Origin of the sequence: Methanobrevibacter sp. (assembly GCF_017409525.1) — an archaeon.
Taxonomy (GTDB): Archaea; Methanobacteriota; Methanobacteria; order Methanobacteriales; family Methanobacteriaceae; genus Methanocatella.
Map to the genome: position 1 here is coordinate 89,132 of NZ_JAFQSO010000004.1, position 24,883 is coordinate 114,014.

The window sequence follows — 24,883 nt, forward strand, 5'->3', positions numbered from 1 at the left end:
TATATTTTATAACTTCTTCCTTATAAATTATTTGTTTTCACATCTAACTTAGCACTTATTTGTTAACACTTGCAAGTTATAACTTATAATAAATAATAAGTTATTAGTTATAACTTATAACAAAAAAAAGTTAAAAAAAATAAGAAAAGGATTATTTAGCGTTTTGCATAGTTCCTTCAAAAAAGCTAGCATATCCTTTTAAATCTAACATTCCATGACCAGAGAAGTTTAAAACAATAGTTTTCTCTTCGCCAGTTTCTTTACATTTAATAGCTTCATCAATTGCAACTTTAATTGCATGAGTAGTTTCAGGTGCTGGAACAATACCCTGATTGCGAGCAAAAGTAATTCCTGCATTGAAACAATCAACTTGATGAGCTGATCTAGGTTCAATTAAACCTTCCTTAGTTAAAAGAGAAACAATTGGTGACATTCCGTGATATCTTAAACCGCCTGCATGAACTGAAGGAGCAACGAAATCATGTCCTAAGGTAAACATCTTAAGCATTGGAGTAAATTCGTTAGTGTCTCCAAAGTCATATTCATAACTACCTTCTGTTAATGTTGGACAGGCACTAGGCTCAACAGCAATAAATTGGGTATCTGAATTTCCGTCAATCTTATCCTTAATAAATGGGAATAAAGATCCGGCCAAATTACTTCCACCTCCAGCACAAGCAATCATCACGTCTGGCTCCTCTTCAGCAATCTCAAGTTGGGTCTTGAGTTCCTGACCAATAATGGTTTGATGCAACATCACATGATTCAAGACACTGCCTAAGGAATATTTAACTTCTTCATTTTGTAATGCTTCCTCCATAGCCTCGGAAATAGCTACACCTAAAGAACCAGGATGGTCTGGATTATCTTTTAAAATTCCACGGCCGACCTCGGTATTTTCACTTGGAGAGGCGAATACATTACTGTCATAGATATTCATGATGTTTTTCCTATCAGGCTTTTGATTGAAGGAAACCTTAACCATGTAAACGGTACATTCTATATCCAATAAATTACAAGCAAGGGATAAAGCAGTACCCCATTGGCCTGCACCGGTTTCTGTAGTTAATCTTTCAACACCTTCTTTTTTAGCAAAATATGCTTGAGGAATTGCTGAATTTAATTTATGTGAACCGGTAGGAGAAGAGTCTTCTCTTTTGAAGTAAATTTTAGCTGGAGTATTCAAATACTCTTCGAGCTTATTGGCTCTAACTAAAGGAGATGGCCTTCCCATTTCCATATACAATTCACGAACTTCATTAGGAATAGTAATATAACGGTCAGTTGCAAATTCTTGTTCTAAAGCTGCTTTGGTAAAAGCAATCTGTAAAGATGAAATTTGATCTTTTCCTTCACTATTTTTAGGAGCAGGAAGTTCTACAGGCAAGTCTGCAAGCATATTATACCATTTCTTTGGTACTTCCTCTGATGATAATTCAATTTTATAAGTCATAATAATAATTAAGATAATGTACTATTTAAAGCTTTGTTGTACAAAAATGTACTATATAATTATTAAATAATATAAAGTACAAGTTAAAAACATGAGAATTTTAGCTATTGATGTTGGAACTGGAACACAGGATATGATGATTTATGATACTGAAAAAGAACTAGAAAATTCTATGAAGCTAGTTTTGCCTTCTCCACACTTATACATTTCACAGCAAATAAGAGAGATTGAAAATGACATATACTTTGAAGGAGAAATAATGGGAGGAGGAAAAATAAAAAAATCCATTCTAGAACATATGGAAAAAGGATACAATGTGGTAATGATGCCGACATGTGCGAAGACTATCAGAGATAATCTGGAACAAGTAAAAGCAATAGGAATAGAAATAGCTGATGACTCAAAAGACTATAAAGGTTATACAAAAATAAAATTAGGCGACATCAACATTACCAAACTATCCGAATTTTTACTTGGATATGACCTGGAATTTGACTTTGACAAAATAGCAATTGCCGTTCAAGACCATGGATATAACGAAAACATGGGTGATAGGGACTTCAGATTTGAAAAAATAAGAGAAAAGGTATCAAAACCCATTTCCCCATTGGAATTTGGATTCAGCGAAGAAGTTCCAGAATACTTCACAAGAATGCAGGCAGTAAGAAGACAAATAAAAAATGAAGGAATTGAAGAACTTCCTTTAGTGATGGATACTAAATTTGCATCAATAGCTGGAATGTGTTATGATGAAGTGGCAAAAAAATTGAACAGTTATATTGTAATAGACATAGGAAACGGACATACAACAGCCGCATCAATGGAAAATGGAAAAATTCAAGGAGTGTTTGAACATCACACATCAAGTTTGACTGGAGAATCATTAGAAAGGTATATAAAAAGACTGGCTTCAGGTGAAATAACACATGAAGAGGTGCATGAGGATTACGGCCACGGCGCTCATGTATTAAATCCTATTTCAAAAATTGAAAAGGTAATTGTAAGCGGGCCAAAAAGAGAACTGATTGAAAAAACAAATCTAGACTGGCATCATGCGGCACCAGGAGGAGACGTGATGATGACAGGTACAGTCGGTTTAATAAAGACCGCTTTAGGAAGATAGCATGCTAAAGATGGATTCCCATATTCATAGCGAATACTCACCAGATTCATCATCGAGAATTGATGATATTCTAAAAGTTGCAAAAAAAGAAAACATTGACATAATAGCTATTAGTGATCACAATACTGTAGATGGAACTAGCGAAGTTATTGAAAAAACAAGAAATACAGATATACTTGCCATTCCTTCTATAGAAATTTCTTCAACACAAGGCCATATTCTTGGATTTGGGTGCGAGGAAAATATACCTAGGGACCTAACTCCTGAAGATACTATAGATAGAATTCATGATTTAGGTGGTCTTGCAATAATACCTCATCCTTATTGTTTTTACAGACATGGACTGTTACATAACACTGACTATAGGAATCTAAAAATAGATGCAATTGAGACAAAAAACGCAAGGTTCATTATTGGATACTGCAATCACAAAGCGGAAAAATTATCCAAAAAAGAAAATTTGCCATCACTTGGAGCAAGTGATTCACACTACTTCAAATTCGTCGGGGACTGTTATAGTCTAATCGAATCTGAAAAAGATATTGACAGCGTCATGAAATCAATAAAAAAAGGAAAAACAAAAGCCTGCGGAAAGGGAACCTCAAATGTTCTGCTATCAAAATATCTATTTGAAAAAAAAGTTTTAAAGAAATTTGATTAAAAAGGAGAAATTAATCTTCCTTTTCAATTAAAATTTCTATAATAGACACATTGGTCTTTTCGTTGTTGTAGTTATCAATTTCTTCAGTAGAAATTTGAATATCTGTAACATCAGCTTCGGGAACAAAACGATTTCTAACTATTTCAGCTGCATCAACAGCACGACTAATTGCTTTGCCTCTAGCCCTTAGAAGTACACTGTCAGAACCTTCGTTGAATTGTGTTACCACAGCCAAAACATAATTCATTACAGGTTTACTACCAACGAAAATAGTATTATTTTCCATTTAATTCACCATATAAATTTAAGATAATAGATGTATATAAAATTTTACATTAAAATCGAAATAACCATTAATGAATAAATATTTAATTAAATTGAACATTATATAAGATTAATAATGAAAAAAAGGATAAAATTAAACCAAAATTAAAAAATAGGGAAAAAATATAAATTTTTTAATGAGCCCGTTGAATTAATAATAACTTATTAATAGAATCGAGAACAGCCAAAATACTGGCCATCACAATGTCCTGATTAGTGGATCTGCCGGTGGATTTATTACCATCAGAATCTGAACTTATAACAAAAACTTCCGCTAAAGCATCGGTCCCGCCAGTAATAGCTTCCAAGTTATATTCTTCAAGTTCAATGTCCATAGTGTCTTGAATCAAATAACGAATAGCATTCAAAGCTGCATCAACTGGTCCAACACCAGTGCTTGCGGTTTCTTTCTCTTCACCATCTATTTCCAATTTTACAGTAGCGGTAGGGGAAACTCCACCTCCAGAGGATAGGCCCAAACCCTTTAAAACAATTGGAGTCTCACGAGCTGAAGAAAGTTCGGTAATAGCAATAGCTATCAAATCATCATCAGTGACGCACTTTCCACTATCGCCCAAAGACTTTATTTCATCGAAAACCTTACAAAACTGGTCATCATCCAAATCAATATGATAATCCTTTAATTTTGATTTTAAAGCATTTGCACCTGTATGTTTTCCTAAAACAATCCGTCTTGAATGACCAACCATTTCAGGAGACATCGGTTCATAAGTGGATGAATTGTTTAAAATTCCATGAACATGAATACCTGATTCATGGGCAAAGGCATTATCTCCAACGATTGGTTTGTTGACTGGCATTTTAACACCGGTTAAACGACCAACAAGATTTGATAAACTGTATAGCCTTGTAGTGTCCAGGCCCAGATCAATTCCGTAAGCTGACTTGAGTGTCATGACCAATTCTTCAAGTGAACAATTACCGGTTCTCTCACCTAGACCGTTGATAGTAACGTGAGCCTGATTGGCGCCGCATTCAATTGCTGTTAATGTATTGGCGGTAGCCAAACCAAAGTCATTATGGAAATGAACACTAATAGGAGTTGAAAAATTGTCCTTAATATCGGTGATTAGTTCGTGAGTCACAACAGGAGTCAATATGCCCACAGTGTCAGGAACATCCAAGAAATCAGCGCCGACACTAACGACCTCATTAAAAATATCAAATAAAAAATCACGCTCTGTTCTTGTAGCATCCTCTGCTGAAAACTCAACAGTCAATCCATGATCTTTAGCGTATTCGATGCTGATGACTGCCTTATCGACAATTTCCTCTTTACTCATCTTAAGCTTGTAGTCACGATGCAATGGGGAAGTACCAATGAAAGTATGAACATATTCTAAATCTGCATCAAGAACAGCGTCAATGTCTCCTTTAAGGGAACGTGCCAAACCAACAAGTGTGGAATCTAAATCCATGGATTTGATTCTTTTAGCTGAATCTATTTCGCCTTTTGATGATGCTGGAAAACCAACTTCAATTTTATCAACACCCAAATTGTTGAGCTTTTGTGCAATTTGGATTTTTTCATCGACTGTAAGAGCAACGCCAGGTGTCTGCTCCCCATCCCTTAAAGTTGTATCAAAAATATAAATCTTATCGGAAAGATTCATATATTCCTTTTTCAATTGTTCAATATTTTTTACCGTCATTATATTACTTCCCTAATTATTAAATTATTTAATCATTGAAATTAATATATATTATTATGAAATTGGGTTTTACAACACTAGCTTTATTCATGCAACCTAACGACGACATCATAAATTTGGCTAAAAAACATGAATTTGAAATTATTGAGATATTGGGAGAAGGTCCATTTTTTGAAAATGAAAATATGGAATATAAAGACTGCGGATTAGATGTTCGCATTCATGCTGCAACAGTTGACATTAACATTGCGAGCCTAAACAAGGGAATAAGGAACGAAAGTGTCCGTCAAATGATTCAATGTGGTCAATACTGTGAAAGTATTAACGCAAATACAATAACTGTTCATCCTGGAATAATCGGTCGGAACGAACCACGTTTAAGAAAAGCGGCACTGGAATTTGCAGTTGAAAGCATTGGAGAAATAATCGACAACACAAATGTTGAGGTTTCAGTGGAAAACATGCCTGTTCGAGGAAAATTTCTAGGAAATACCGTCGAAGAAATCGAAATGATTCAAGAGGCAACAGGCTGTAGTCTAACGATTGATACCGGTCATGGAAATACCTGCGGAAACCTTGAAGAAATGCTTGAGCTAAAAAACATTAGTTATTGTCATTTAAATGATAATGATGGTGTTAAGGATCAGCATATTACCTTGGGTGAAGGCACTCTTGATTTGAACTTGCTAAAAAAAATCGATACTGCCATTATTGAGTTAAATAACTTTGATAACATTTTAAAGAGTAAAGAAGTTATCGACAACTTATAACTTATTATTATTTTTTTATTATTTTTCAATTATAAGTTATAACTTATAAGTTATATGTACTAAAAAATAATTTCAAAAATCAATCATAGTGACTTCAAAAATATCCTCAATGACATAATCTGTCTTATCCAGCATCTTAGGAGATACTTCCTCTTGCTGTTCGATAGTTAGAACGCTTACATCGGCTTTTTTAAATGCCAATATATCATTAAGGCCATCCCCAACCATCATGACCTTATAACCGCCGTCTTTCAAGATGGAAATTACTTCACATTTGCCTCTGGTGGAAACTGTGCCGAAAGCGTTGTCCTCGGGGACATCCAACATGTTGGCTAGTCGATTGATAGCTCCTTTTCTATCTCCTGAAGCGATGAATATTTCGATTCCACGTGATTTTAAAGTTTCAATGGTTTCGAAAACCTTTGGGAAAAATTTGCCTGCTGAAGTAATGGTATAAGCAACCACGCCCAAATCCATATCAACAATCAGTGCAGATCCGTTGCATAACTCCATGTGGGGAATTTTCTCTTTTAAAATTTCAAAGCCGTCGGTAATGTCGGTTATTGTAGTTGATGTTTCATTATCCAAGATATCTTTAACTTCCGCTTTTGAAACCTGTTTAGTTGAGAAGCTAATATCAAAATCAATTTCACATTCTTTAATAATATCGGAAACTAGAGTATTCTGATCCAATTTCAATAGCTTGTTTGTATTAAATTGCAAAACAACTAAAGCTAGAGAATCAGCTTGATCGATTAAATCTAGAGAGTTAATGTCTGTAAATATATAGTCATTCAACACATCCTTAATAACTCTATACCTTTCTATTAATGTTCCTGAGTTATCAAATACGACTGCCTTTTTCATGATTAATAATTGTTAAAAAAAATATTTAAAAGTATTTAAAAAAAACAACTATATAAACATTGAAAAATAAAATAATAATATTATAATTTACGATTATTAGGTGTTTTAATGAGCGTTATTGAAAAGTTAAACTCCCTTAAAAGTGGAGAAATCACAGCTAAAGAAAATGTAGAAGGCTTCATTAAAGTTATTGATGAAAATAATGAAACCATTAATGCATTTATTGAATTAAACTATGAAAATGCATTAAAACAAGCAGAAGCTATAGATGAAAAAATAGCTAATGGCGAAGAAGTTGGTGCTTTAGCCGGTTTGGTATTCGGTATTAAAGCAAACATTAATGTTGAAGATATGATTATTTCTGCAGCTTCCAAAACATTGGAAGATTACATTGGAAGCTATAATGCAACTGTAGTTAATGAAATCTTAGCAGAAGACGGTATAATAATTGGTATTTTAAATATGGACGAATTTGCAGCAGGCAGTTCAACTGAAACTTCCTACTATGGACCTACCCAAAACCCAGCGGCAATGGGCAGAATTCCTGGAGGTTCATCCGGCGGATGTGCTGCTGCAATTGCGGCTGAAATGTGTGATATCGCAATTGGATCCGATACTGGAGGGTCCATAAGAAACCCTGCTTCACACTGCGGAGTAGTCGGGTTCAAGCCTACTTATGGTGCCGTATCAAGACAGGGACTGCTCGACTTATCCATGAGTCTAGACCAAATCGGACCATTAGCTAATGATGTGAGCGGTATTGCAGTTGCCCTGAATACAATCGCAAAATATGATGAAACCGAATGTACAACTCTCAACTGGGAAAAGCCTGATTTTACTGAAGTGCTAGAAGATACTTCCCTAGAAGGTATGAAAATAGCTGTATGTAATGAATTCATAGATGTTACAGATGATGAAATCAACAAAACTGTAAACCAAGCCATTAAAAAACTAGTTGATGCCGGCGCTGAACTTGTAGAAGTTAGCTTTGATTATATTGACCTTTGCCTGCCAACATATTACCTAATCAACTATGTGGAATTCTTCTCAGCTACAAGAAAATACGATGGAAGAGATTACGGATCCAGAATTGAAGAAGTCTGCGGAGACGAAGTGTTAAGGAGAATCAAAATTGGTTCCCATATTGCAGAAGCCGAATTCAGTGGTAAATACTACAAACAAGCTCTAAAAGCAAGGTCTGTAATTAGAGGGGAAATCACTTCCATGCTTGAAAACGTTGATTTGATTGTAGGGCCTACAGTTCCTAAACTCCCTCACGAAATTGGTCAAGAGTTAGAACCGATGGAAATGTATGCTTACGATATATTGACAGTGATTGCTAACCTTGCAGGAATTCCGGCAGCAAGCATTAAAGCTGGTGAAGTTGAAGGTATTCCAGTTGGTTTGCAAATCCAAGCAAAGCCATTGGACGACTTAAAAATTATTAAAGCTTTGAGTGTGTTTGAAAACACACAATAAACTCTTTTTTTTATAACTTTTTTTACACTTGAAATTTATCTTTAAATACCACTTAAAATATACTATTACCAAGAGGTTATTTTTATGACAAAAATTGGACTTGCATATGTAAGTGGAGCTGTTCCTGGATTTGAAGATTTTGGAAATTTACCAACAGATATTGTTAAAGAGAACGGTTTAGTAAATGGAAATAAAGCTTCAAAGGAATTAGATGCTCTAATTATCCCTGGTGGAACATTAATTGAGTCAAACGACATTAACATGGGTTTAAATACAGAAATTAAACAAATGGCCCGAGATGGAAAACCTATAATAGGAATCTGCGCAGGTTTTCAACTGCTTTCAAATCAGATTGATATCGGTAGAAAATCTCCCGTGCCAATCGTCAAGGAGGGTCTGGGATTAATTGATGTTGACTTTTCACCGTTGATTACAAGTGACAGGGTAAAAGCAAAAGTATTTGATAACTCATTTCTAGTAAAAAATCAAACAGAAGACGTTAATGGATTCCACACACATACTTACGGTAAGGTTGAAGGAGACGCAAAGCCATTATTCTATTCGCAAGTCCAAAGAATGAATTATGGTGATACAAACGAGAAAGGGGATTACAACATCTTTTCAGGAGCATGCAACGATGACGGTAATGTTATCGGTACGATGATTCATGGAATTTTAGACGAAAATCCGATTCTTGTAGAAAACTTAAAAGAACAAATAGATATACAAGACCTTGACGACATTTACAATAGAAATATACAAGTGAAAAAATTCCTGCAAAGCGAAGTTGGAATCAACAGCGACATAAGAGTACCTCAAATAAAACCAAACAAAATACCTAAATACTTGATGATTGGAAGTAACGGATCCGACTCCGGTAAAACTTTCATTATCACAGGATTGGCTGGAGCCTTAAGGAAAAGGGGCTATAAAGTTGCACTCCTTAAGGTGGGCCCGGATGTACGTGATATTATACCCGGATTATATTTGACAAAGGGAAAAATGGAAGATTTCGCATCAATAAAAATTGGACATTTAGGATGGTCAGACATTGAATCTACAGTCGCGAAACTTAACTCATCAGACTATGATATAGTGCTTATCGAAGGAGTCATGAGCGTATTTACCGGCCTTCTAAATGAGAAGGTACCATACTCAGCTGCAGAAATTGCAATGTCATCAAATATTCCTATGATATTAGCTACAGGTGTTAATAAAGGTGGAATTGAATCTGCGGCTATCGACATCGTTTCACATGCAAATATGCTGGAAAAATTCGGAGTTTCCGTAGAAGCGGTTCTACTTAATAAAGTATACAATGACAATATATTCGACAATGTAGTACCATACATAAAAAATAACACCAATGTTGATAAGGTATTAAAGCTTCCAAAATTAAAATCTGCGGATATGAGAGGATTCATTCCTGAAGTTGAAATTAGATATGAATTATTTACTTCACATGCTATGGACCTAATAGAAAACAACCTAAATATTGATGAGATAATTGATATGGCCCGTGAAGTTGAATTCAATAAAATTTTCACATTTGAAGAAATTAAAAGCAAAGTGATATAATGGCACTTAACCTAAGTCCAGAAACTGGCGTTAAACTTACAAAAAAAGATCGTGTCCATGTCTTAAAGAAAATGAAACAAGGTTGGAAAGCCACATGTCTAATTCCGGATTATGTCTTTGATGAGAACGGCAACATTCAGATTGGTTCAGACATTAACAGAAGAATAGTGAAAATTGTCAAATTCAAGGACGATGGAATTCACATTGAAAACGCTTTTAAAAATAAGACATTGAGAGTCCCATGGCATAAAATAATAGCCATCAATCAATCAAAAGAAGTAAGAGATGGTTTGGAAATACAAATGAACGATGGAAAATATGTTACATTCAGCATTTACAACTCATATAAAATAAAGCAGATAACAGAATTTATTGCAAATTATATTGCAGATAAAAAAAAGAATAATTGAAGTAAATTATTCTTCTAAATACTTATTAATGATGTCTTCGCCTCTAAGCAAGACCAATCCATTTTCTTCAGCATACTTACGAGCATCAGCAACTGAAGTGGCCTGACCAGTTTCACCATCCATCATTTCACAAACAACACATACTGGAGTGACACCGGCCATTTCACATAATGCAAGACCAATTTCGGTGTGCCCTTGTCTGTTTTTAACTAGTCCTTCTGCTCCTCTCAAAAGACATACGTGCCCTGGAGACCTAAAAGTAGCTCCAAATTCATCAAATCTTTCTTCTTTCATCATTAAGGCCATTTCACTAATGGTCATTGCTCTGTCATGGTCTGTGACACCAGTGAAAGATTTTCTATGGTTTGTCCAGACAGAAAATGAGGACCTCTCATCGTATGGAATGTCAGTAGGTGCAAGCTCAGCCAATTCAGGATACTTTTCAGTGGCCGCTTTCATGATATCAACCATGAATGGCAAATGAATAGCCTCGCAAAAATCATCATGCAAACAATTACAGATAAGACCGCCTGCATCATTTCTCATGGTAGCAATTGATTTAGGGGTTACGAATTCAGAAGCGATGATCATATCAACTTCTCCTTCCCTATCATCATCGTCAAAAACCAGTACGAATTCACCGTTTCTAATAGCTTCTAGAGCTTTATCTAAATTTGTTTCTTGATTCATAGTAATATCTCCTTATTTACTAGAACCAGGGCTAAAAATAACTAAATAACTATTTCTTCTCTTCCATCCGGACTATCACCGTCGGTTTTGGAATCTCACCAAATCAACACCATTTCGTGCTCGTGGACTTATTTTTTAAAAATCACCACCGGTGGAGAATTTCACTCCGCCCTGAGAACGTATTAACAAATATATCAATTATATATAAAATACTTTGCGGTAACAGAATCAAAATTCCAGAGATACGATATCCCCGTCCTTGAGATTCAAATCATCCCTTAATCTATTTTCGGCTATAAATTCTAAATAGTTTTCTTCATGAGTTGTTTTAGCTGGAAAAACGATGGCACCATTAACCTTATCATTTAAATTTGCTTCAATATACTTCACAGCACCGAAACCCTCATCAGGTTTGATTAAATTTTCGCAGTCGTTTTTAATCTTATTTATTTCATCCAGATATTCTTCGCTGACAATGACATTTAATGTTCCTGGATATGGAACAAATCCCAAATTCTTTTTGAATTCCTTAGTGTAGAATTCCTGTGATAAAAAATATGCCGCTTTTCCCAATCCGGTTGTAACTTCACCATCTATTTTCATTAAATAACCTCTAATTGAACTACACATAATCAATATAAATGTAATAATATTTACTATATTTTAATTTAAAAACTTTATGAAAAATTACGTTTACTTTTCAAAAAATATTTAAGAAATTTATTTTAATCAATAACTATAAAGATATTACTGAAAAACTATACAGGGTAATATAAATGGAAATAAAAACTATCTCTACAGATGTATTAATAATTGGTTCCGGAGGAGCAGGTTCAAGGGCGGCAATTGAAGTAGATGATGCTGGTCTAAAAGCAATTATAGTATCAAAAGGCCTCTCATTCAGGTCAGGATGTACTGGGATGGCTGAAGGTGGATACAATGCCGTTTTTAAAACTGTTGATAAAGAGGATTCTATAGAAGCCCATTTTAAAGATACATTAAAAGGTGGAAGTTATCTCAACGATGAAAAACTTGTTGATATTCTTGTTAATGAATCACCCAAAAGACTGATTGATTTAGAAAATTACGGTGCTTTATTTGACAGGCAGGAATCCGGTGAAATAGACCAAAGACCATTTGGAGGACAAACCTATAGAAGAACTTGCTATCAAGGAGATAGAACAGGTGCAGAACTATTAAATGCACTTAAAGAAGAAATAATCAAAAGAGATATTGAATGCATCGAAGAAGTGATGATTACCTCACTCATCACTGACGGAGATGAAGTAATCGGTGCAACAGGACTTGATTTAAAAGATTCCAGTCTAATTTATTTCAAAGCAAAATCAACAATCCTTGCCAGCGGAGGTGCCGGTCAACTATACCCTGTAACATCCAACACCTTCCAGAAAAATGGAGACGGTTTTGCAATAGCATTTAGAGCTGGCGCCAAATTAGTGGATATGGAACAAATTCAATTCCATCCGACAGGAATGATAGCACCTGAATCTAAAAAAGGAGTGCTTGTAACCGAAGCTGTAAGAGCTGAAGGCGGCAAGCTCATCAACAAAGATGGTGAAAGATTCATGAGCAAATATGCTCCTGAAAAAATGGAATTGGCTACCCGTGATGTTGTTGCCCGTTCAATATACCAGGAAATCATTGAAGGAAGGGGAACAGAAAAAGGAGGAGTTTACCTCGACATTTCACACCTTGATGATGACTACATTGATGAAAAGCTAGAAACCATGGTTTTGCAATTTGAAAATGTAGGCGTTGACATCAAACATGGTCCAATAGAAGTAGCACCTACAGCACACCACTTCATGGGCGGTTTAAAAATTAATCCTGATGGATCAAGTTCCCTAAAAAATCTATTCGGAGCGGGAGAAGTCTGTGGTGGTGTCCATGGAGCTAATCGTTTAGGTGGAAATGCACTGGCAGACACACAGGTATTCGGAAAGATAGCCGGTGAAAGCGCATCTAAAGCCGCTAAGGATAGCAAACTTAAAACCAACGAGAAAATGGTTGAAAAAGAAGCTTCAAGAATTGAAAATCTAATTAAAAAAGGCTCAATTAAACCAAAAGAATTTAAAAATAGAATTAAAAACCTAATGTGGGAAAAAGTAGCTATTGTGCGTGATGAAAAAACCCTAAATGAAGCGCTATCTGAACTTCTGGAAATGCAAAAGGAATTAGAAAACCTTGACGTTAACGATAAAAAACAATACAATGCAGATTTAGTAACTGCCCTTGAAGTAATTAATATGGTGGAAATCTGCATCTTAACTGTAAAATCTGCAATTCTACGTAGAGAAAGCAGAGGCGCTCACTTTAGATCCGATTTCCCTGAAACATTAGATGAATGGAAACAGAGTATAATATTCAGCGAAAATAAAATAGAATTTGAAGCTAGATAGCTTCTTTTAACTCTTTTATTGCTTCTCTAGCTTTATCATAAATTTCTTGTTCATCTAAAACAGTCAATTTTTTGTTTTCCATCAATATCTTACCATTACAAATAGTAGTATCAACATTTGAACCATTTGCAGAGTAAATAATGTTTGAAGTTAGTGTTGAACTGTCTGGAACCATGTTTGCTGAATTGGTATCAATCAAGATAATATCCGCTTTTTTACCAACTTCAATGGATCCTATTTCATCCTCAAGTCCTAAAGCTTCAGCACCTTTAATGGTACCCATAGCTATTGCTTCATGTGAATCTAACACATTAGGATCAAGTGTAGAAACTTTTTGAAGTAAACTAGCTGTTTTTAACTCTTCAATTAAATCTAAATTATTATTTGAAGAAGCGCCATCAGTACCTATTGAAACACAGATGTCATTTTCAATTAATTTAGAAACAGGAGCGATTCCTGAAGCCAATTTCATGTTACTGCAGGGATTGTGTGAAACTTTAACATTGTTTTTCTTAATAATCTCAATTTCACTATCGCTTAGCCAAACACTATGGGCGGCAACAACATCTGGACCTAAAAATCCAATCTTATCCAGATATTCAAATGGTCTGAGACCTTTTTCTTGGGAAATATCATTAATTTCCTTTTGTGTTTCAGAAACGTGAATATGAATTCCCATGTTGTACTCATCTGCAAGTTGGCGAACTTTAATCAATAATTCCTCTGAAGCTGTATAAGGGGAGTGAGGACCGAAAAATACTTTGATTCTTCCATCAGCCATTCCGTCGCAATTTTCAAATAAAGTTAGATTTTCCTTGATTTCTGCCTGCCTTTTCTCGGCATCTCCAAAATCAATCATTCCATAAGATAAAACAGCTCTTATGCCTGCTTCATCAACTGCACGAGCAACATCTTCCATGTAAAAATACATATCTGAAAATGTTGTTGTTCCTGACTTAATAAGTTCAACAGCTCCTAAAAGAGCTCCAATATAACAATAATTTCCATTAAGATTAGCTTCCATTGGCCATATATGATCATTTAACCAACTGTCCAGACTTAAATCATCAGCTAATCCTCTAAATAAGGTCATTGATAAATGAGTATGAGTATTAACAAATCCAGGGAGTAAAATTTTTCCACTGGCATCAATAATTTTATCTACATTGCCCTCATCAATTTCATCAGAAATTTCAGCGATTAAGTCATTCTTGATTAAAAGAGATTGTTTTTTTTCTTCAAATTTACCTGGGTTTAAAATTAATGCATTCTTGATTAAAATAGTATTATCTTTCATAATAACACCTTAAAAAAATAAAAAAAAGTAGCTAATAAACTTATTCTAAGTTTTTAATAGCTAATTTAATATCTTCTGGTTTAACTGTTTTACGTTTAGCGATTTTAGCAACATTGTTTGCTTCTTTAGCAACTTCACGAGCAACTTCTTCTAAGTATGCAGCTAATTCAGCTTTTGCATCTTCGCTAACTCTTTCTGCACCAGATTCTTTAATAATTCTTGCGATAGGAGCTTTTGGTATTTCAGACATGTTTTCACCTCACAATAATTTTTAAAACTTATTATTAATTCGGTTAATAATAAGCTAAATAGTGTATTATACGACTTAATATTTAAATATTTTGCAAAAATCAAGAGCTTATCAAAAATAAGAACCTTAAAATTAACATGTGAAAATTTAAATAAATTATTTAATATAAAAAGATTTAATAATATTATAAGAAAAAAAATTGAGAAGATATGATGAAGATAAAAATTGCAATTCCCTCAAAAGGAAGAATAAGTGAACCTTCTATTAACATTTTAGAAAAGGCTGGTTTAGGATTAAAAGACAAAAACAACAGGAAATTAATTTCTAAAACATTTAATGAGAATATTGAAGTGATGTTTGCAAGAGCTTCAGATATTCCTGAATTCGTTAATGATGGAGTTGCAGACATGGGAATAACAGGTGTAGATTTAATCCAAGAAAATGAAGCCGCTGTGATTGAACTGCTTGACTTGAGATTTGGACAAACAAAACTGGTTCTTGCCGCTCCTGAAGAATCAAATATCAAATCCATAAAAGATGTTAATGAAAACATGAAGGTAGCTACCGAATTCCCTGTTTTAACCAAAAGATACTTAACACAAAAAGGTTTAGACTTAAAAATTGTCAAATTAAGCGGATCAACCGAAGCCGCTCCTTTTATTGGAATAGCTGATTTGATTACAGATTTGACAAGCACAGGAACTACATTAAAAATGAATCACCTTGAAATTATCGACGTGATTCTTGAAAGTTCAATTAAACTTATTGCAAACGAAGATAGTCTGAAAAATAAAAAAGAGCTAATGGAAGCCGTCAGTACAAGCATTAAAGGTGTTTTGGATGCAGACAGGAAAAAACTTGTAACCATGAACGTTGAAAGTAAAAACTTAGATAAAGTAAAAGAAGTGATGCCTTCAATGGGTGGCTTAACAATTTCAGAAGTATTATCCTCACAAAAAACCGTTGCTGTCCAAGCAGTGATAGATGAAAAACAAGTATTTGAACTGGTAAACGATTTAAGAAATGCAGGAGCAAAAGACATACTCGTGATGCCTATTGAAAGAATAATATGAAAATAGCAATAATATATTCAACTTCAAGTAAATCAACAAAAAAAGCTTGTAAATTATTATCAAGTAAAATTAAAGCTAATGTTCAACTAATTCCAATTGAAAAAGCTAAAACAGCTTGCCTCTTAAAATATAATTTTATAATATTGGCCGGATCAGCTTTCAATGGAAAAGTCCAGAGCGCATTAAAAAGATATATTTCAAGAAATATCAAAACATTGAAAGAAAAACCAATAGCACTAGTATTAAACTGCGAAGAAAACATAGACACAAGAGATAGACTAAATAAAACTTTTTCACATGAATTGGTTGAATCATCATATATCTCATCAAATTTCGGTTACGAATTAAATCCAGAAGAGGGAAATTTTATAGATAAAAGAAAAACAAATAACATAATTAACAAATACAAAAAAGATGGCAAAAGCCTACCAATGTTAAACTTAAATGAAATTGATAATTTTGCAGATTACATAAACGGCATGATAGAAAAAAGGGTTGATTAAAATTTTTAAACTAAAAAATATAATTTCTATAAAAGATTTTGAAAGAGAAGACGTTGATTACATTCTTAATGAAGCATCAAAGCTAGAAGATATAGCAAAATCAAAAGAAATTTCTGAAGAACTTAAAGGAAAAATATTGGGTTTGATGTTTTTTGAACCTTCAACAAGAACAAAAATGTCATTTGAAACCGCAATAAAACGTTTAGGTGGAGATGGAATCGGGTTTGATAACAGCGGTACAAGTTCTGTTTCAAAAGGTGAAAGCATAGCGGATACTGCAAAAATGTTTGAAGCCTACTGTGATGCTTTGGTAATTAGACATGAACTTGAAGGAGTATCAAAATTCATATCTGACATTGTTGACGTGCCTGTCATTAATGCAGGAGATGGAGCAGGCCAACACCCAACACAAACACTTCTTGACTTATACACCATCAAAAAGGAAATTGGTGAAATAGACAATCTAAAAATCGCACTTATTGGTGATCTGAAATTCGGTCGTACTGTACATTCCCTTTCAAATGCATTAGGATTATATAAAAATGTTAAAATATACCTGGTATCACCTCCAGAGCTGAAAATGCCTCAAGAAGTGTTACATGATATCAATAAAACAAATGTCACCTGGGAAGAGATAGATTCAATTGAAAAAATTATTGATGACGTTGATGTCCTATATGTAACCAGAATTCAAAAAGAACGTTTTGGAGACATAAACGATTACTTAAAAATAAAAGGAGCATATATAATTAATAAAAAAATGATTGAAGGAAAAGATTTAATTGTGATGCATCCTTTACCTAGAGTTGATGAAATATCCACGGATGTCGACAATACAAAATATAACAAATATTTCACTCAAGCTGCAAATGCCGTTCCAGTTAGAATGGCAATTCTAAAAACATTAATAAAAAACAACCCTAAATAGATAGGAGGGTTGTTTCAAGTAATGTTTCATCGCATTGAAGCTTAATAATATTTGTCCTTCCCTTTCCACGACCACGTGAAACGGTATTTGTTGAAATTATACCCAACAGTTCAAGTTCATTAATGAAGTCGAATATTCTTCTGTAGGTTACAGCATCTTTTTTTGACACGACTTTATACTCATCGTATAATTTACCTGAAGATATTTCTTCATCCTGTTTTGTTAAGTTTAAAATAGCTTCTAAAACCCTTTGCTGCTGTAACGGTAATGTGGAAATAATTTCTATAACTTTATTGTGTTCAATTGTATCCTTAGCTTTTCTTACATGTTCGCTTGTAACTTTATCGCTGTCTTCATCAAAAGCCAATTCGCCTGCATTCTTAAGTAAATCAAGCGCATATCTTGCATCGCCTTCTTCCTTAGCAGCCATTGCAGAACATAATGGAATCACATCACTTTCTAAAACATCATCTCTAAAGGACAATGCAGCCCTCTCAGATAGAATGTCTGACAATTCATTAGCAACATAAGGAGGGAAAACAATTTCCTTATCATTTAAGCTACTTGTAACTCTAGATTTAATCAAATTCTTGAAATCCAAATAATTACTAATGGATAAAACAGATACATTGTCGGTTCTTGTCAACGTATATAAAATTCCATCCCCATCTTTATCAAGCAAAATATCAATTTCGTCCAAAATAACAATTAAGTGCAGTTTACGACCAAATGCGTTTGTTTTGAAAATGTCCCTGAATGTATTTACTACTTCCCCTTTAGTCCAGCCACGATTAGGAACATCACGCCCAAGCTTATTACATAATTGGGCAAGAACCTGATATTCAGTAGTATAATCAGTGCATCTAATATATTCAACTTTCACAAAAACATTTTTCTTTTGAGCAATTTCTAAAAGCTGTTCACGTGCAAATTTGGACGCTGCAGTTTTACCTGTTCCTGTCTTACCGTAAAGCGTTACATTTGAAGGAGTTACATTGTTTAATACATCAACCCAATATTTTGCGATTTGCCTGATTTGTTCTTCCCTGTGAACTAATTTATCTGGTAAAAACCTATGATCTAAAGGGCGTTTATCTTTAAATATACTTTTAGAAACTAAATCTCCCCAGTCATCTTCTAAATCTTCAAAAACATTTGACATAAAAATACACCACAATAAAGTTAATAAAGTTAATAAAAAATTTGAGTATAATTTCCAGTGTTAATAATATTATATACCTAATAAATAAAGGTTTTTATTACAATATTTGAAAAAGTTAATAAAATTGATAAAAATGTGCAAAATTAAATTGATAATATTAATTTAAAACTAATTTAAATTATTAAAACTTGATAATAATCAATAAATATGTATAATTTGATTCTTAAATATTGAATAAACTATTTAAATTAAATTAAATTTAAAACATGAAATACTACTATTTCAAATATATGATAACAATTTCAAGTGTAACAATTAAAGATAAACAGTGAAAATACTCACTCAAACAGCCTAAATAAGGAAATTTTTAAAAAAATTATCATGATTTATAATTTAGTAATACCCTATTTAAATCACAGACAGAGAGGTGCATTGCAAGTGTAAACAATTTCATGCAAAAAGCAAAAATCGAGACATGAATTTCAAGTGTAAAAGAACCATGAAATTGAAGTGAAAATGTAAAAATTTCAAAAATTAACAAAATTAGGTGAAATGAAAAATAGAGAACAGATAGAGGGATAAATTTCAAGTGTTTACAGTTGAAATATACCTCTTCAATCTTAATATATCCTCGTAAGGGTTATACTTGAAATGGACCTCTCCCTCTATACAAACATGTCATTTTCATTTGAGGATATATTAACATCACCAAACTTAAGATCAATAAGCCATATGCAATGTAGCTTTGATTTGAAAACACGTTTAAGAGTTCTGATTAACATGTCCTTGGTTAATCCATCTTCAAATATTTGTTCTGTAATAACAAATTGATGCAAAATATTTTGATTGACCTGAAGTTCATAATCCACTAAGAACTTGTTCAAACCGAAGTTCACTTGTGAAATAAACTCCCTATTGGTTTGCAAACTAGCAGATTTCATCAAATCCAAATGTTGTGGAGCCACCTGGGTAGCGCATGCAATAACAAGGCAATCCTTATCTTTAGGTTTAACAACATCCATTATATTTTCTTTTGGAAACTCAACAATAAAATGAAAGTCAGCATTTTCGTCATATTTCATTTCTCTTAGCAAGTCTTCGTCAAATAACCATTTTTTTACTTCATCTTCGATATTCATGATATCATCATTTAAAATTTAATAATAAATTATTTATTTTTTTATTATATATATTATAAACTATGATTGAATATAATAAATTGATAACTGATATGTTCTATCTTAAATTAGATTCTTTTGAGTTATTTTTATTTATTATATTTGCATTGATAATTGCAATTGCGATAGATGTAATTTTTGGGGAATTGCCAACCAGAATCCATCCTGTTGTAATCATCGGATCAATGGTTAGTTTCTTCAAAAGTATTTTCATCAAAATAAAAAATAAGCTATCAGGGCTGCTGCTGGTAATTTCTGTTGGCATCTGCACTAGCATTATATTATTTGTTTTGTATTTGATTGGCTCTATAAACTCAATTTTATTGTTTGTTTTATTTACGATACTGTTATCATCAACATTTTCCATTAAATTGCTTTTAAAAACAGCAGTTGATGTTAAAAATGATTTGAATGAAAGCATTGAAAAGGCTAGAAAATCAGTTTCATATCTGGTCAGCAGAAACACAGAGGAATTAACAGAAAGTTTCATTGTTTCAGCAGTGATTGAAAGCTTAACTGAAAACATCACAGATTCATATGTGGCTCCTGTGTTTTATTATATGATTTTTTCATTGATAATTATGATAAATCCAATCGACAACCAATTATATTTCCTGCTTCTGATTCCAATGCTATATAGGATGTTTAACACACTTGATGCAATGGTTGGATATAAGACAGAAGAACTTAAGGATATCGGTTATTTTTCAGCAAAAATTGATGATGTCTTAAATTATGTTCCTGCCAGAATATCTGGCATTTATATAGTTGCAGCGGCACTTTTACTCAAGTTAGATTGGAGAAATAGCTATAAAATAATGAGAAGAGATTCAAGAAAATGTCCAAGTCCGAATTCAGGTTTTACAATGGCAACGACCGCAGGGGCTTTGAACATTCAACTGAATAAAAAAGACACATATATTTTAGGGGATGCAGCAACAAAAACAATTGATAGGGAAGATATTACAAAGGCGGTCAATCTTTCAAAGTTAACGATTATTCTATTTACATTAACAATTTTATTATTATTAACATTGGTTTATGTGATATTATGAAAATAGCAATTATTTCAGTTTCAAAAAAAGGCAAAAATTTGGCATTGGATTTAAAGGAAAAATTAGACAATGATTCAACAATAATTAGGACTGATTTATATCATAAAAATGTTAAGAAGAATTTTGAAATTGCATTTTATGAGTATGATGCCATAGTTGCAATAATGGCTTCTGGAATTTTAATTAGATCGATTGCACCATTGATTGATTCTAAAATTACAGATCCTGCAATATTGAACATTGATGATAATGGAAATTTTGTAATTTCAACATTATCCGGTCATTTGGGTGGTGCTAATAAATTAACAGGAAAAATAGCGGGGTTAATTGATGCAACACCAGTCATCACCACTTCCACCGATGTGAATAAAAAATTGGGAATAGATGTAATAGCTAAGGATCTTTATTTAAGTGTTGAAAATCCGTCTGAGATTCTATACTTTAATAAAGCGATTTTGGAAGGTAGTGAAATTTTATTCACAATAAATCCTGAGAAAAATTTTGATTATCTCTTTGAATATTTTAATAATAATACACTTGAAATTGATGTTTCTATTCAATATTCTTCAAAAGTTAATGGTGATGAAATACATGCAAAATTAAATGAGCATGAACTTGTTTTAAAGGAGAAAAAAGTCGTCGTTGGTATTGGTTGCAGACGTGGTAAAGAATATGAAAAAATACTGGAAGGTTTCGATAAATCAATAGATGAATTGGATATTCATGAATCACGAATAAGCATGTTGGCATCAGCTGAAATAAAAAAAGATGAAAAAGGAATATTGAAACTATCAGAAGAACTCAACATCCCTGTTAATTTTGTGGAATTGGATAAATTAAGACTATTCGAATCAAGAGATATTCAAAAATCCGAATTTGTCAAATCAAAATTTGGAATTTATGGCGTTTGTGAACCATCAGCATTGATAACTGCAGGATTTGATTCAAAATTGATATATAAAAAAACCTCTTATGATGGGGTTACAATAGCTATAGCCATTTCGAAAAAATAGTTAATAAAAAAGAAAGGTAAAATTAGATTGATTCTAATTTTGAGAGAACTTCCCAAATTAAAGTTCTTGCGTGCACTGGAATATTAGGATCATTACTGATTTCATCTAACTTTCCTAAAACAGTACTTATTCTTATAGATTCTTCTTGTTCTTCATCTTTTAATAAATCATTAGATTCACTGGCTGCTTCTCGGATGTTACGAGGTACAGTATTGTTATCCATGATATATTCAAGTATTTCACATACTTCATCAATAGTTTGATTACTCATAATACTCCCTCCATTAATATTATTAAAAACAAGTCAAATAAGTATTAAATAATATATTTGTTCGTAATGTCTTTAAATATTTTTTGGTAGATTACAATATGAAATGATTTTTAGTAGAAAAATTTATATTTAATTAAGAATGAATTATTATACATGTCAGATGTAAGCAAAACAACTATAAATTTACCTAAAGACTTGAAAAAAGAATTAAAAAAATTAGCAATTGATGAAGATACTTCCTTATCCGGTTTAATCATTAAAATGATTGAAGAAGGAATGGCAAGTAGAAATAAAAGCGATTTAATTTCAGATGAAGATTAGATAATATCTTCAACTGAATTTAACATATATGTTATAAATTGAGTTTTCGCACTTTCTTCGATGAAAACCGCAAGTGATTCAGCTTCTTTTAAATTTTCACTTACACATATTACACCATGATTTTTTAAAACTAGCACGTCCTCTTGTCCGATGCCTTCACTAGCTTTAATGGCAAGTTCGCTGCTTCCTGGTTTTTCATATTCAATATAAGGCAGGTATGGATTTTTAATTTCACCAAAACCTTCAAGCCTTTTCATTCTTTTAGTTGAAAATGAAAATCCTGTAGCATAAGGGGAATGGGTATGAACAATTCCATTGACATCGGATCTTTTTTTATAAATTTCCAAGTGCATATTTACTTCTGAAGATGGTTTTCCACTAGTTAAGACATTTCCATCCATATCAACAAGAATAATGTCTTTTTCATCTAAATTCGCCAATGATTTTAAGGTAGGAGTGATTGCAATAATATCTCCGTTTTCAGTTTTAAATCTGGCACTTATGTTTCCTGATTTTCCTGAAACTAAACCTTTTTCATAAATGCTATTCGCTACATCAATAAGTTCTTGAACATTTTTTTTCATAAAATACCTCATAAAAATTTAAAGTGCTTGTATTTTCCTTTATGAAGAACAGGGACTTCAGCAGGTGTTGGTTCAATGTTATATATTTTCTGGAACTCGGTTTGTGTCTGGAAAGTACCAGAATTGATTAGATGAATTCCATTAAATCTTTTATAGGTGTTAATATGCACGTGTCCAGTGTGGAATACATCTGGAACTTCATCAATGACAAGGTAATCTTCAAGCTCAGAAGCAAGCGGAGTTCTTTCTCCATAAATTGGAGCTAAATGTCTTTTTTTAAGTAATTCTTCCATTAATAAGTCATTTCGTTCATGAGTAAATTCTTTAACTGCCATTACTAGATCGTCAAAACTGCGCCCATGATAAATTAAAACGTTGATTCCATCCAGGGACACAACGCCAGGATTTGAAATGAATTCAACATTATCGAGTTCATACAATGCTTTTGCATATTCTTCAGGAACGGCGGGTTGCGGTTCTGCGACTCTTGATGCATCGTGGTTTCCAGGAGCAATGATAATTTTGATGTCGCTTCTGATGTTTCCTAAAAATTTGGCAGCCTCGTTATATTGTTGTGTAATGTCTTTAATTGCAAGTTCCTTTTCTTGGTTTGGATATACACCGATTCCGTCGACAATATCTCCACCAATAACTAAGTATTTCACATCCTCAGCAACTCTTCTTTGCTCTTCAGTTCCATAATCACAGTTTATCCAGTCAATGAATCTTGAAAAGGCATCTTCTAGAAAAGTCAAGCTTCCAATATGAACATCGGATAAAAATACGATTCCAAAGTCCATTTCTTTTTCAGGAACTCTTATTACACCGGGATTTATTATTTGTTGGCCAAATGCAAAGTTGTTGTCATCACTTTTATTTGCAATAACGCCTATAACTTCATCTCTTACTAGTTTTTCGGCTTCTGCAAATAGATCTTCATTATTTTGTGAGAATAAAACAGATATTGTGCCCGTATCATCTTCAAAATCAACTATTTTGTGCCCGTTTTTGCTTGTTCTGATTTCACGAACCATCAGTATTAAAGTTAGGCTATCTTGAGAATCATCGATGTCAGCCACTTTCGTATAGTTTCTAAGTTCGGGTCTTTTTGTAAGGATGTTAGTCAGTTTTTCATATCTGCTTTTAAAATAGGATATTAGATTTTCTATTTCGCCGCTGGTATATGATTTTTTGCTTGTATCCTGTAAAATTTCAAAGTTGTATTCTACATTAGTTTTTTGTAAATTACGTTTAAATTGAATTTTTTCATCTTTTACGGTTTGAGAAGCTTCAATGATTGTTTTATTAACATGTTTTTCAGGTTTGTCACTTTCTTTTTTTAGATTATCAATTGAAACAGGCTTAACCGCTTCATCTTTTTTTTCAACTTTTGGCTGTGGTGTTTTTGATTTTTCGACTTTTTTTGGTTTACTTTCATCTTTTTCTTTAATCAAGGTTTTTTGGTTAGTTTTTTCAGTTTTTACAACTTTACCAGTTACTTCATCAATAGTTTCTCCACTAACGGAAACTAAATCCTTTGATGTAAATTTATCACCTTTTAACTTAACTATTAATGTAGATGCAAAATCTAAAGGATTATCTGCATTAATAACTTTATCATATGCTTCAGGTGATAGGTTGATACCTTTTTTTGCAAATTTTAATAGAATTTTATTAGTTGACATATCAATTAAAATTTTTATTTTCTACGTTAATAAACTTTGAGAATTTGATTTTGTATTTTTTATTTTCCCTTGTAAAATTTCACTCTATTTATATTATAGTTATATTTATTATATA

Annotated in this window: 26 protein-coding genes and 1 riboswitch; of the genes, 13 read left to right on the plus strand and 13 right to left on the minus strand. The window is 32.9% G+C overall.

The genetic code is table 11. The features are described from left to right. Positions 1-151 precede the first annotated feature (151 nt). Positions 152-1,453, minus strand: a complete 1,302-nt coding sequence (locus tag IJE64_RS02055; protein WP_292781307.1) for a TrpB-like pyridoxal phosphate-dependent enzyme — start codon at positions 1,451-1,453, stop codon at positions 152-154. Positions 1,454-1,544: 91 nt separating this feature from the next. Between IJE64_RS02055 and IJE64_RS02060 the strand changes: the two genes are divergently transcribed. Continuing rightward, positions 1,545-2,576 carry a DUF1786 domain-containing protein gene (locus IJE64_RS02060; protein WP_292781309.1) on the plus strand — a complete coding sequence of 344 codons (1,032 nt, stop codon included), beginning with the start codon at positions 1,545-1,547 and terminating at the stop codon, positions 2,574-2,576. A 1-nt stretch (position 2,577) separates the two neighbouring features. Beyond that, complete coding sequence (locus IJE64_RS02065; protein WP_292781312.1) at positions 2,578-3,237, plus strand: PHP domain-containing protein; 660 nt, start codon at positions 2,578-2,580, stop codon at positions 3,235-3,237. 10 nt (positions 3,238-3,247) lie between these two features. Here the strand turns inward: IJE64_RS02065 and albA are convergent, their stop codons facing one another. Both albA and IJE64_RS02075 read right to left on the minus strand, forming a co-directional pair. Further along, on the minus strand, positions 3,248-3,523 hold the full coding sequence (gene albA / locus IJE64_RS02070) for a DNA-binding protein Alba (protein ID WP_292781315.1): 276 nt from the start codon (positions 3,521-3,523) through the stop codon (positions 3,248-3,250). Positions 3,524-3,695: 172 nt separating this feature from the next. Continuing rightward, a complete protein-coding gene (locus tag IJE64_RS02075; protein WP_292781318.1) occupies positions 3,696-5,234 on the minus strand; it encodes a 2-isopropylmalate synthase in 1,539 nt (512 codons plus the stop codon). A 56-nt stretch (positions 5,235-5,290) separates the two neighbouring features. Here IJE64_RS02075 and IJE64_RS02080 point away from each other — a divergent pair, with 56 nt between their 5' ends. Continuing rightward, a complete protein-coding gene (locus tag IJE64_RS02080; protein WP_292781320.1) occupies positions 5,291-6,004 on the plus strand; it encodes a sugar phosphate isomerase/epimerase in 714 nt (237 codons plus the stop codon). Between the two features lie 72 nt (positions 6,005-6,076). Here IJE64_RS02080 and IJE64_RS02085 read toward each other — a convergent pair whose 3' ends face one another. Beyond that, entirely contained in the window at positions 6,077-6,871 is a 795-nt protein-coding gene (locus tag IJE64_RS02085; RefSeq protein ID WP_292781323.1) for an HAD family hydrolase, read from the minus strand. 108 nt (positions 6,872-6,979) lie between these two features. Here IJE64_RS02085 and gatA point away from each other — a divergent pair, with 108 nt between their 5' ends. From gatA to IJE64_RS02100, 3 genes are all read left to right on the plus strand, one after another. Then, positions 6,980-8,350, plus strand: a complete 1,371-nt coding sequence (gatA, locus tag IJE64_RS02090) for an Asp-tRNA(Asn)/Glu-tRNA(Gln) amidotransferase subunit GatA (protein WP_292781327.1) — start codon at positions 6,980-6,982, stop codon at positions 8,348-8,350. Between the two features lie 84 nt (positions 8,351-8,434). Continuing rightward, on the plus strand, positions 8,435-9,928 hold the full coding sequence (locus IJE64_RS02095; RefSeq protein ID WP_292781330.1) for a DJ-1/PfpI family protein: 1,494 nt from the start codon (positions 8,435-8,437) through the stop codon (positions 9,926-9,928). After that, positions 9,928-10,338, plus strand: coding sequence for a hypothetical protein (locus tag IJE64_RS02100; protein ID WP_292781332.1), 411 nt, complete (start codon positions 9,928-9,930; stop codon positions 10,336-10,338). Before IJE64_RS02095 ends, IJE64_RS02100 begins: the two co-directional genes overlap by 1 nt. A gap of 6 nt (positions 10,339-10,344) precedes the next feature. Here IJE64_RS02100 and ribB read toward each other — a convergent pair whose 3' ends face one another. Together ribB and IJE64_RS02110 are read right to left on the minus strand one after the other, a co-directional pair. After that, positions 10,345-11,028, minus strand: coding sequence for a 3,4-dihydroxy-2-butanone-4-phosphate synthase (gene ribB, locus IJE64_RS02105; RefSeq protein WP_292781335.1), 684 nt, complete (start codon positions 11,026-11,028; stop codon positions 10,345-10,347). Positions 11,029-11,079: 51 nt separating this feature from the next. Then, a riboswitch (FMN riboswitch) is annotated at positions 11,080-11,211 on the minus strand. Positions 11,212-11,256: 45 nt separating this feature from the next. Then, positions 11,257-11,631, minus strand: a complete 375-nt coding sequence (locus IJE64_RS02110; protein ID WP_292781338.1) for a DUF120 domain-containing protein — start codon at positions 11,629-11,631, stop codon at positions 11,257-11,259. 173 nt (positions 11,632-11,804) lie between these two features. Between IJE64_RS02110 and tfrA the strand changes: the two genes are divergently transcribed. Beyond that, entirely contained in the window at positions 11,805-13,448 is a 1,644-nt protein-coding gene (gene tfrA / locus IJE64_RS02115; protein ID WP_292781341.1) for a fumarate reductase (CoM/CoB) subunit TfrA, read from the plus strand. Here tfrA and IJE64_RS02120 read toward each other — a convergent pair. Both IJE64_RS02120 and IJE64_RS02125 read right to left on the minus strand, forming a co-directional pair. Then, positions 13,441-14,745 (minus strand): amidohydrolase family protein, encoded by a 1,305-nt coding sequence (locus IJE64_RS02120; protein ID WP_292781344.1) that lies wholly within the window; start codon positions 14,743-14,745, stop codon positions 13,441-13,443. The two genes, tfrA and IJE64_RS02120, sit on opposite strands and share 8 nt — an antisense overlap. A 40-nt stretch (positions 14,746-14,785) precedes the next feature. Then, positions 14,786-14,995 carry a histone family protein gene (locus tag IJE64_RS02125; RefSeq protein WP_292781347.1) on the minus strand — a complete coding sequence of 70 codons (210 nt, stop codon included), beginning with the start codon at positions 14,993-14,995 and terminating at the stop codon, positions 14,786-14,788. A gap of 212 nt (positions 14,996-15,207) precedes the next feature. Between IJE64_RS02125 and hisG the strand changes: the two genes are divergently transcribed. The 3 genes from hisG to pyrB are packed head-to-tail and all read left to right on the plus strand — an operon-like array spanning position 15,208 to position 17,499. After that, complete coding sequence (gene hisG, locus IJE64_RS02130) at positions 15,208-16,068, plus strand: ATP phosphoribosyltransferase (protein ID WP_292781636.1); 861 nt, start codon at positions 15,208-15,210, stop codon at positions 16,066-16,068. Further along, entirely contained in the window at positions 16,065-16,571 is a 507-nt protein-coding gene (locus tag IJE64_RS02135) for a flavodoxin domain-containing protein (RefSeq protein ID WP_292781349.1), read from the plus strand. The genes hisG and IJE64_RS02135 overlap by 4 nt, the downstream gene beginning before the upstream one ends. Continuing rightward, the gene (gene pyrB / locus IJE64_RS02140) at positions 16,564-17,499 is read left to right on the plus strand and encodes an aspartate carbamoyltransferase (RefSeq protein WP_292781352.1); all 936 of its coding nucleotides are present in this window, start codon (positions 16,564-16,566) and stop codon (positions 17,497-17,499) included. Before IJE64_RS02135 ends, pyrB begins: the two co-directional genes overlap by 8 nt. Here pyrB and IJE64_RS02145 read toward each other — a convergent pair. Next, entirely contained in the window at positions 17,492-18,661 is a 1,170-nt protein-coding gene (locus IJE64_RS02145) for a Cdc6/Cdc18 family protein (RefSeq protein WP_292781355.1), read from the minus strand. The genes pyrB and IJE64_RS02145 overlap by 8 nt on opposite strands. A gap of 665 nt (positions 18,662-19,326) precedes the next feature. Further along, a complete protein-coding gene (locus IJE64_RS02150) occupies positions 19,327-19,800 on the minus strand; it encodes a DUF2299 domain-containing protein (protein WP_292781358.1) in 474 nt (157 codons plus the stop codon). A gap of 92 nt (positions 19,801-19,892) precedes the next feature. On the opposite strand from IJE64_RS02150, the gene IJE64_RS02155 reads away from it, so the two are divergent. Next, positions 19,893-20,894, plus strand: coding sequence for a cobalamin biosynthesis protein (locus IJE64_RS02155; RefSeq protein WP_292781639.1), 1,002 nt, complete (start codon positions 19,893-19,895; stop codon positions 20,892-20,894). Continuing rightward, positions 20,891-21,907 (plus strand): cobalt-precorrin 5A hydrolase, encoded by a 1,017-nt coding sequence (locus tag IJE64_RS02160; RefSeq protein WP_292781360.1) that lies wholly within the window; start codon positions 20,891-20,893, stop codon positions 21,905-21,907. Before IJE64_RS02155 ends, IJE64_RS02160 begins: the two co-directional genes overlap by 4 nt. Before the next feature lie 22 nt (positions 21,908-21,929). Here IJE64_RS02160 and IJE64_RS02165 read toward each other — a convergent pair whose 3' ends face one another. Then, a complete protein-coding gene (locus IJE64_RS02165) occupies positions 21,930-22,178 on the minus strand; it encodes a UPF0147 family protein (RefSeq protein ID WP_292781362.1) in 249 nt (82 codons plus the stop codon). Positions 22,179-22,331: 153 nt separating this feature from the next. Here IJE64_RS02165 and IJE64_RS02170 point away from each other — a divergent pair, with 153 nt between their 5' ends. Beyond that, positions 22,332-22,499 carry a Met repressor gene (locus IJE64_RS02170; RefSeq protein ID WP_292781366.1) on the plus strand — a complete coding sequence of 56 codons (168 nt, stop codon included), beginning with the start codon at positions 22,332-22,334 and terminating at the stop codon, positions 22,497-22,499. Here the strand turns inward: IJE64_RS02170 and IJE64_RS02175 are convergent. Both IJE64_RS02175 and IJE64_RS02180 read right to left on the minus strand, forming a co-directional pair. Next, positions 22,496-23,083, minus strand: coding sequence for a class II aldolase/adducin family protein (locus tag IJE64_RS02175; protein ID WP_292781369.1), 588 nt, complete (start codon positions 23,081-23,083; stop codon positions 22,496-22,498). The genes IJE64_RS02170 and IJE64_RS02175 overlap by 4 nt on opposite strands. Before the next feature lie 8 nt (positions 23,084-23,091). Continuing rightward, complete coding sequence (locus IJE64_RS02180; protein WP_292781372.1) at positions 23,092-24,768, minus strand: DNA-directed DNA polymerase II small subunit; 1,677 nt, start codon at positions 24,766-24,768, stop codon at positions 23,092-23,094. Between the last annotated feature and the right edge of the window lie 115 nt (positions 24,769-24,883).

Coding starts and splice junctions, on each gene's coding strand:
- IJE64_RS02100 (WP_292781332.1), top strand. CDS start 9,928: ATGGCACTTAACCTAAGTCCAGAAACTGGCGTTAAACTTACAAAAAAA.
- IJE64_RS02135 (WP_292781349.1), top strand. CDS start 16,065: ATGAAAATAGCAATAATATATTCAACTTCAAGTAAATCAACAAAAAAA.
- IJE64_RS02085 (WP_292781323.1), bottom strand. CDS start 6,871: ATGAAAAAGGCAGTCGTATTTGATAACTCAGGAACATTAATAGAAAGG.
- tfrA (WP_292781341.1), top strand. CDS start 11,805: ATGGAAATAAAAACTATCTCTACAGATGTATTAATAATTGGTTCCGGA.
- IJE64_RS02155 (WP_292781639.1), top strand. CDS start 19,893: ATGTTCTATCTTAAATTAGATTCTTTTGAGTTATTTTTATTTATTATA.
- ribB (WP_292781335.1), bottom strand. CDS start 11,028: ATGAATCAAGAAACAAATTTAGATAAAGCTCTAGAAGCTATTAGAAAC.
- IJE64_RS02080 (WP_292781320.1), top strand. CDS start 5,291: ATGAAATTGGGTTTTACAACACTAGCTTTATTCATGCAACCTAACGAC.
- IJE64_RS02110 (WP_292781338.1), bottom strand. CDS start 11,631: ATGAAAATAGATGGTGAAGTTACAACCGGATTGGGAAAAGCGGCATAT.
- IJE64_RS02175 (WP_292781369.1), bottom strand. CDS start 23,083: ATGAAAAAAAATGTTCAAGAACTTATTGATGTAGCGAATAGCATTTAT.
- IJE64_RS02120 (WP_292781344.1), bottom strand. CDS start 14,745: ATGAAAGATAATACTATTTTAATCAAGAATGCATTAATTTTAAACCCA.
- gatA (WP_292781327.1), top strand. CDS start 6,980: ATGAGCGTTATTGAAAAGTTAAACTCCCTTAAAAGTGGAGAAATCACA.
- hisG (WP_292781636.1), top strand. CDS start 15,208: ATGAAGATAAAAATTGCAATTCCCTCAAAAGGAAGAATAAGTGAACCT.
- IJE64_RS02170 (WP_292781366.1), top strand. CDS start 22,332: ATGTCAGATGTAAGCAAAACAACTATAAATTTACCTAAAGACTTGAAA.
- IJE64_RS02125 (WP_292781347.1), bottom strand. CDS start 14,995: ATGTCTGAAATACCAAAAGCTCCTATCGCAAGAATTATTAAAGAATCT.
- IJE64_RS02145 (WP_292781355.1), bottom strand. CDS start 18,661: ATGTCAAATGTTTTTGAAGATTTAGAAGATGACTGGGGAGATTTAGTT.
- IJE64_RS02095 (WP_292781330.1), top strand. CDS start 8,435: ATGACAAAAATTGGACTTGCATATGTAAGTGGAGCTGTTCCTGGATTT.
- IJE64_RS02150 (WP_292781358.1), bottom strand. CDS start 19,800: ATGAATATCGAAGATGAAGTAAAAAAATGGTTATTTGACGAAGACTTG.
- albA (WP_292781315.1), bottom strand. CDS start 3,523: ATGGAAAATAATACTATTTTCGTTGGTAGTAAACCTGTAATGAATTAT.
- IJE64_RS02180 (WP_292781372.1), bottom strand. CDS start 24,768: ATGTCAACTAATAAAATTCTATTAAAATTTGCAAAAAAAGGTATCAAC.
- IJE64_RS02060 (WP_292781309.1), top strand. CDS start 1,545: ATGAGAATTTTAGCTATTGATGTTGGAACTGGAACACAGGATATGATG.
- IJE64_RS02160 (WP_292781360.1), top strand. CDS start 20,891: ATGAAAATAGCAATTATTTCAGTTTCAAAAAAAGGCAAAAATTTGGCA.
- IJE64_RS02055 (WP_292781307.1), bottom strand. CDS start 1,453: ATGACTTATAAAATTGAATTATCATCAGAGGAAGTACCAAAGAAATGG.
- IJE64_RS02165 (WP_292781362.1), bottom strand. CDS start 22,178: ATGAGTAATCAAACTATTGATGAAGTATGTGAAATACTTGAATATATC.
- IJE64_RS02065 (WP_292781312.1), top strand. CDS start 2,578: ATGCTAAAGATGGATTCCCATATTCATAGCGAATACTCACCAGATTCA.
- IJE64_RS02075 (WP_292781318.1), bottom strand. CDS start 5,234: ATGACGGTAAAAAATATTGAACAATTGAAAAAGGAATATATGAATCTT.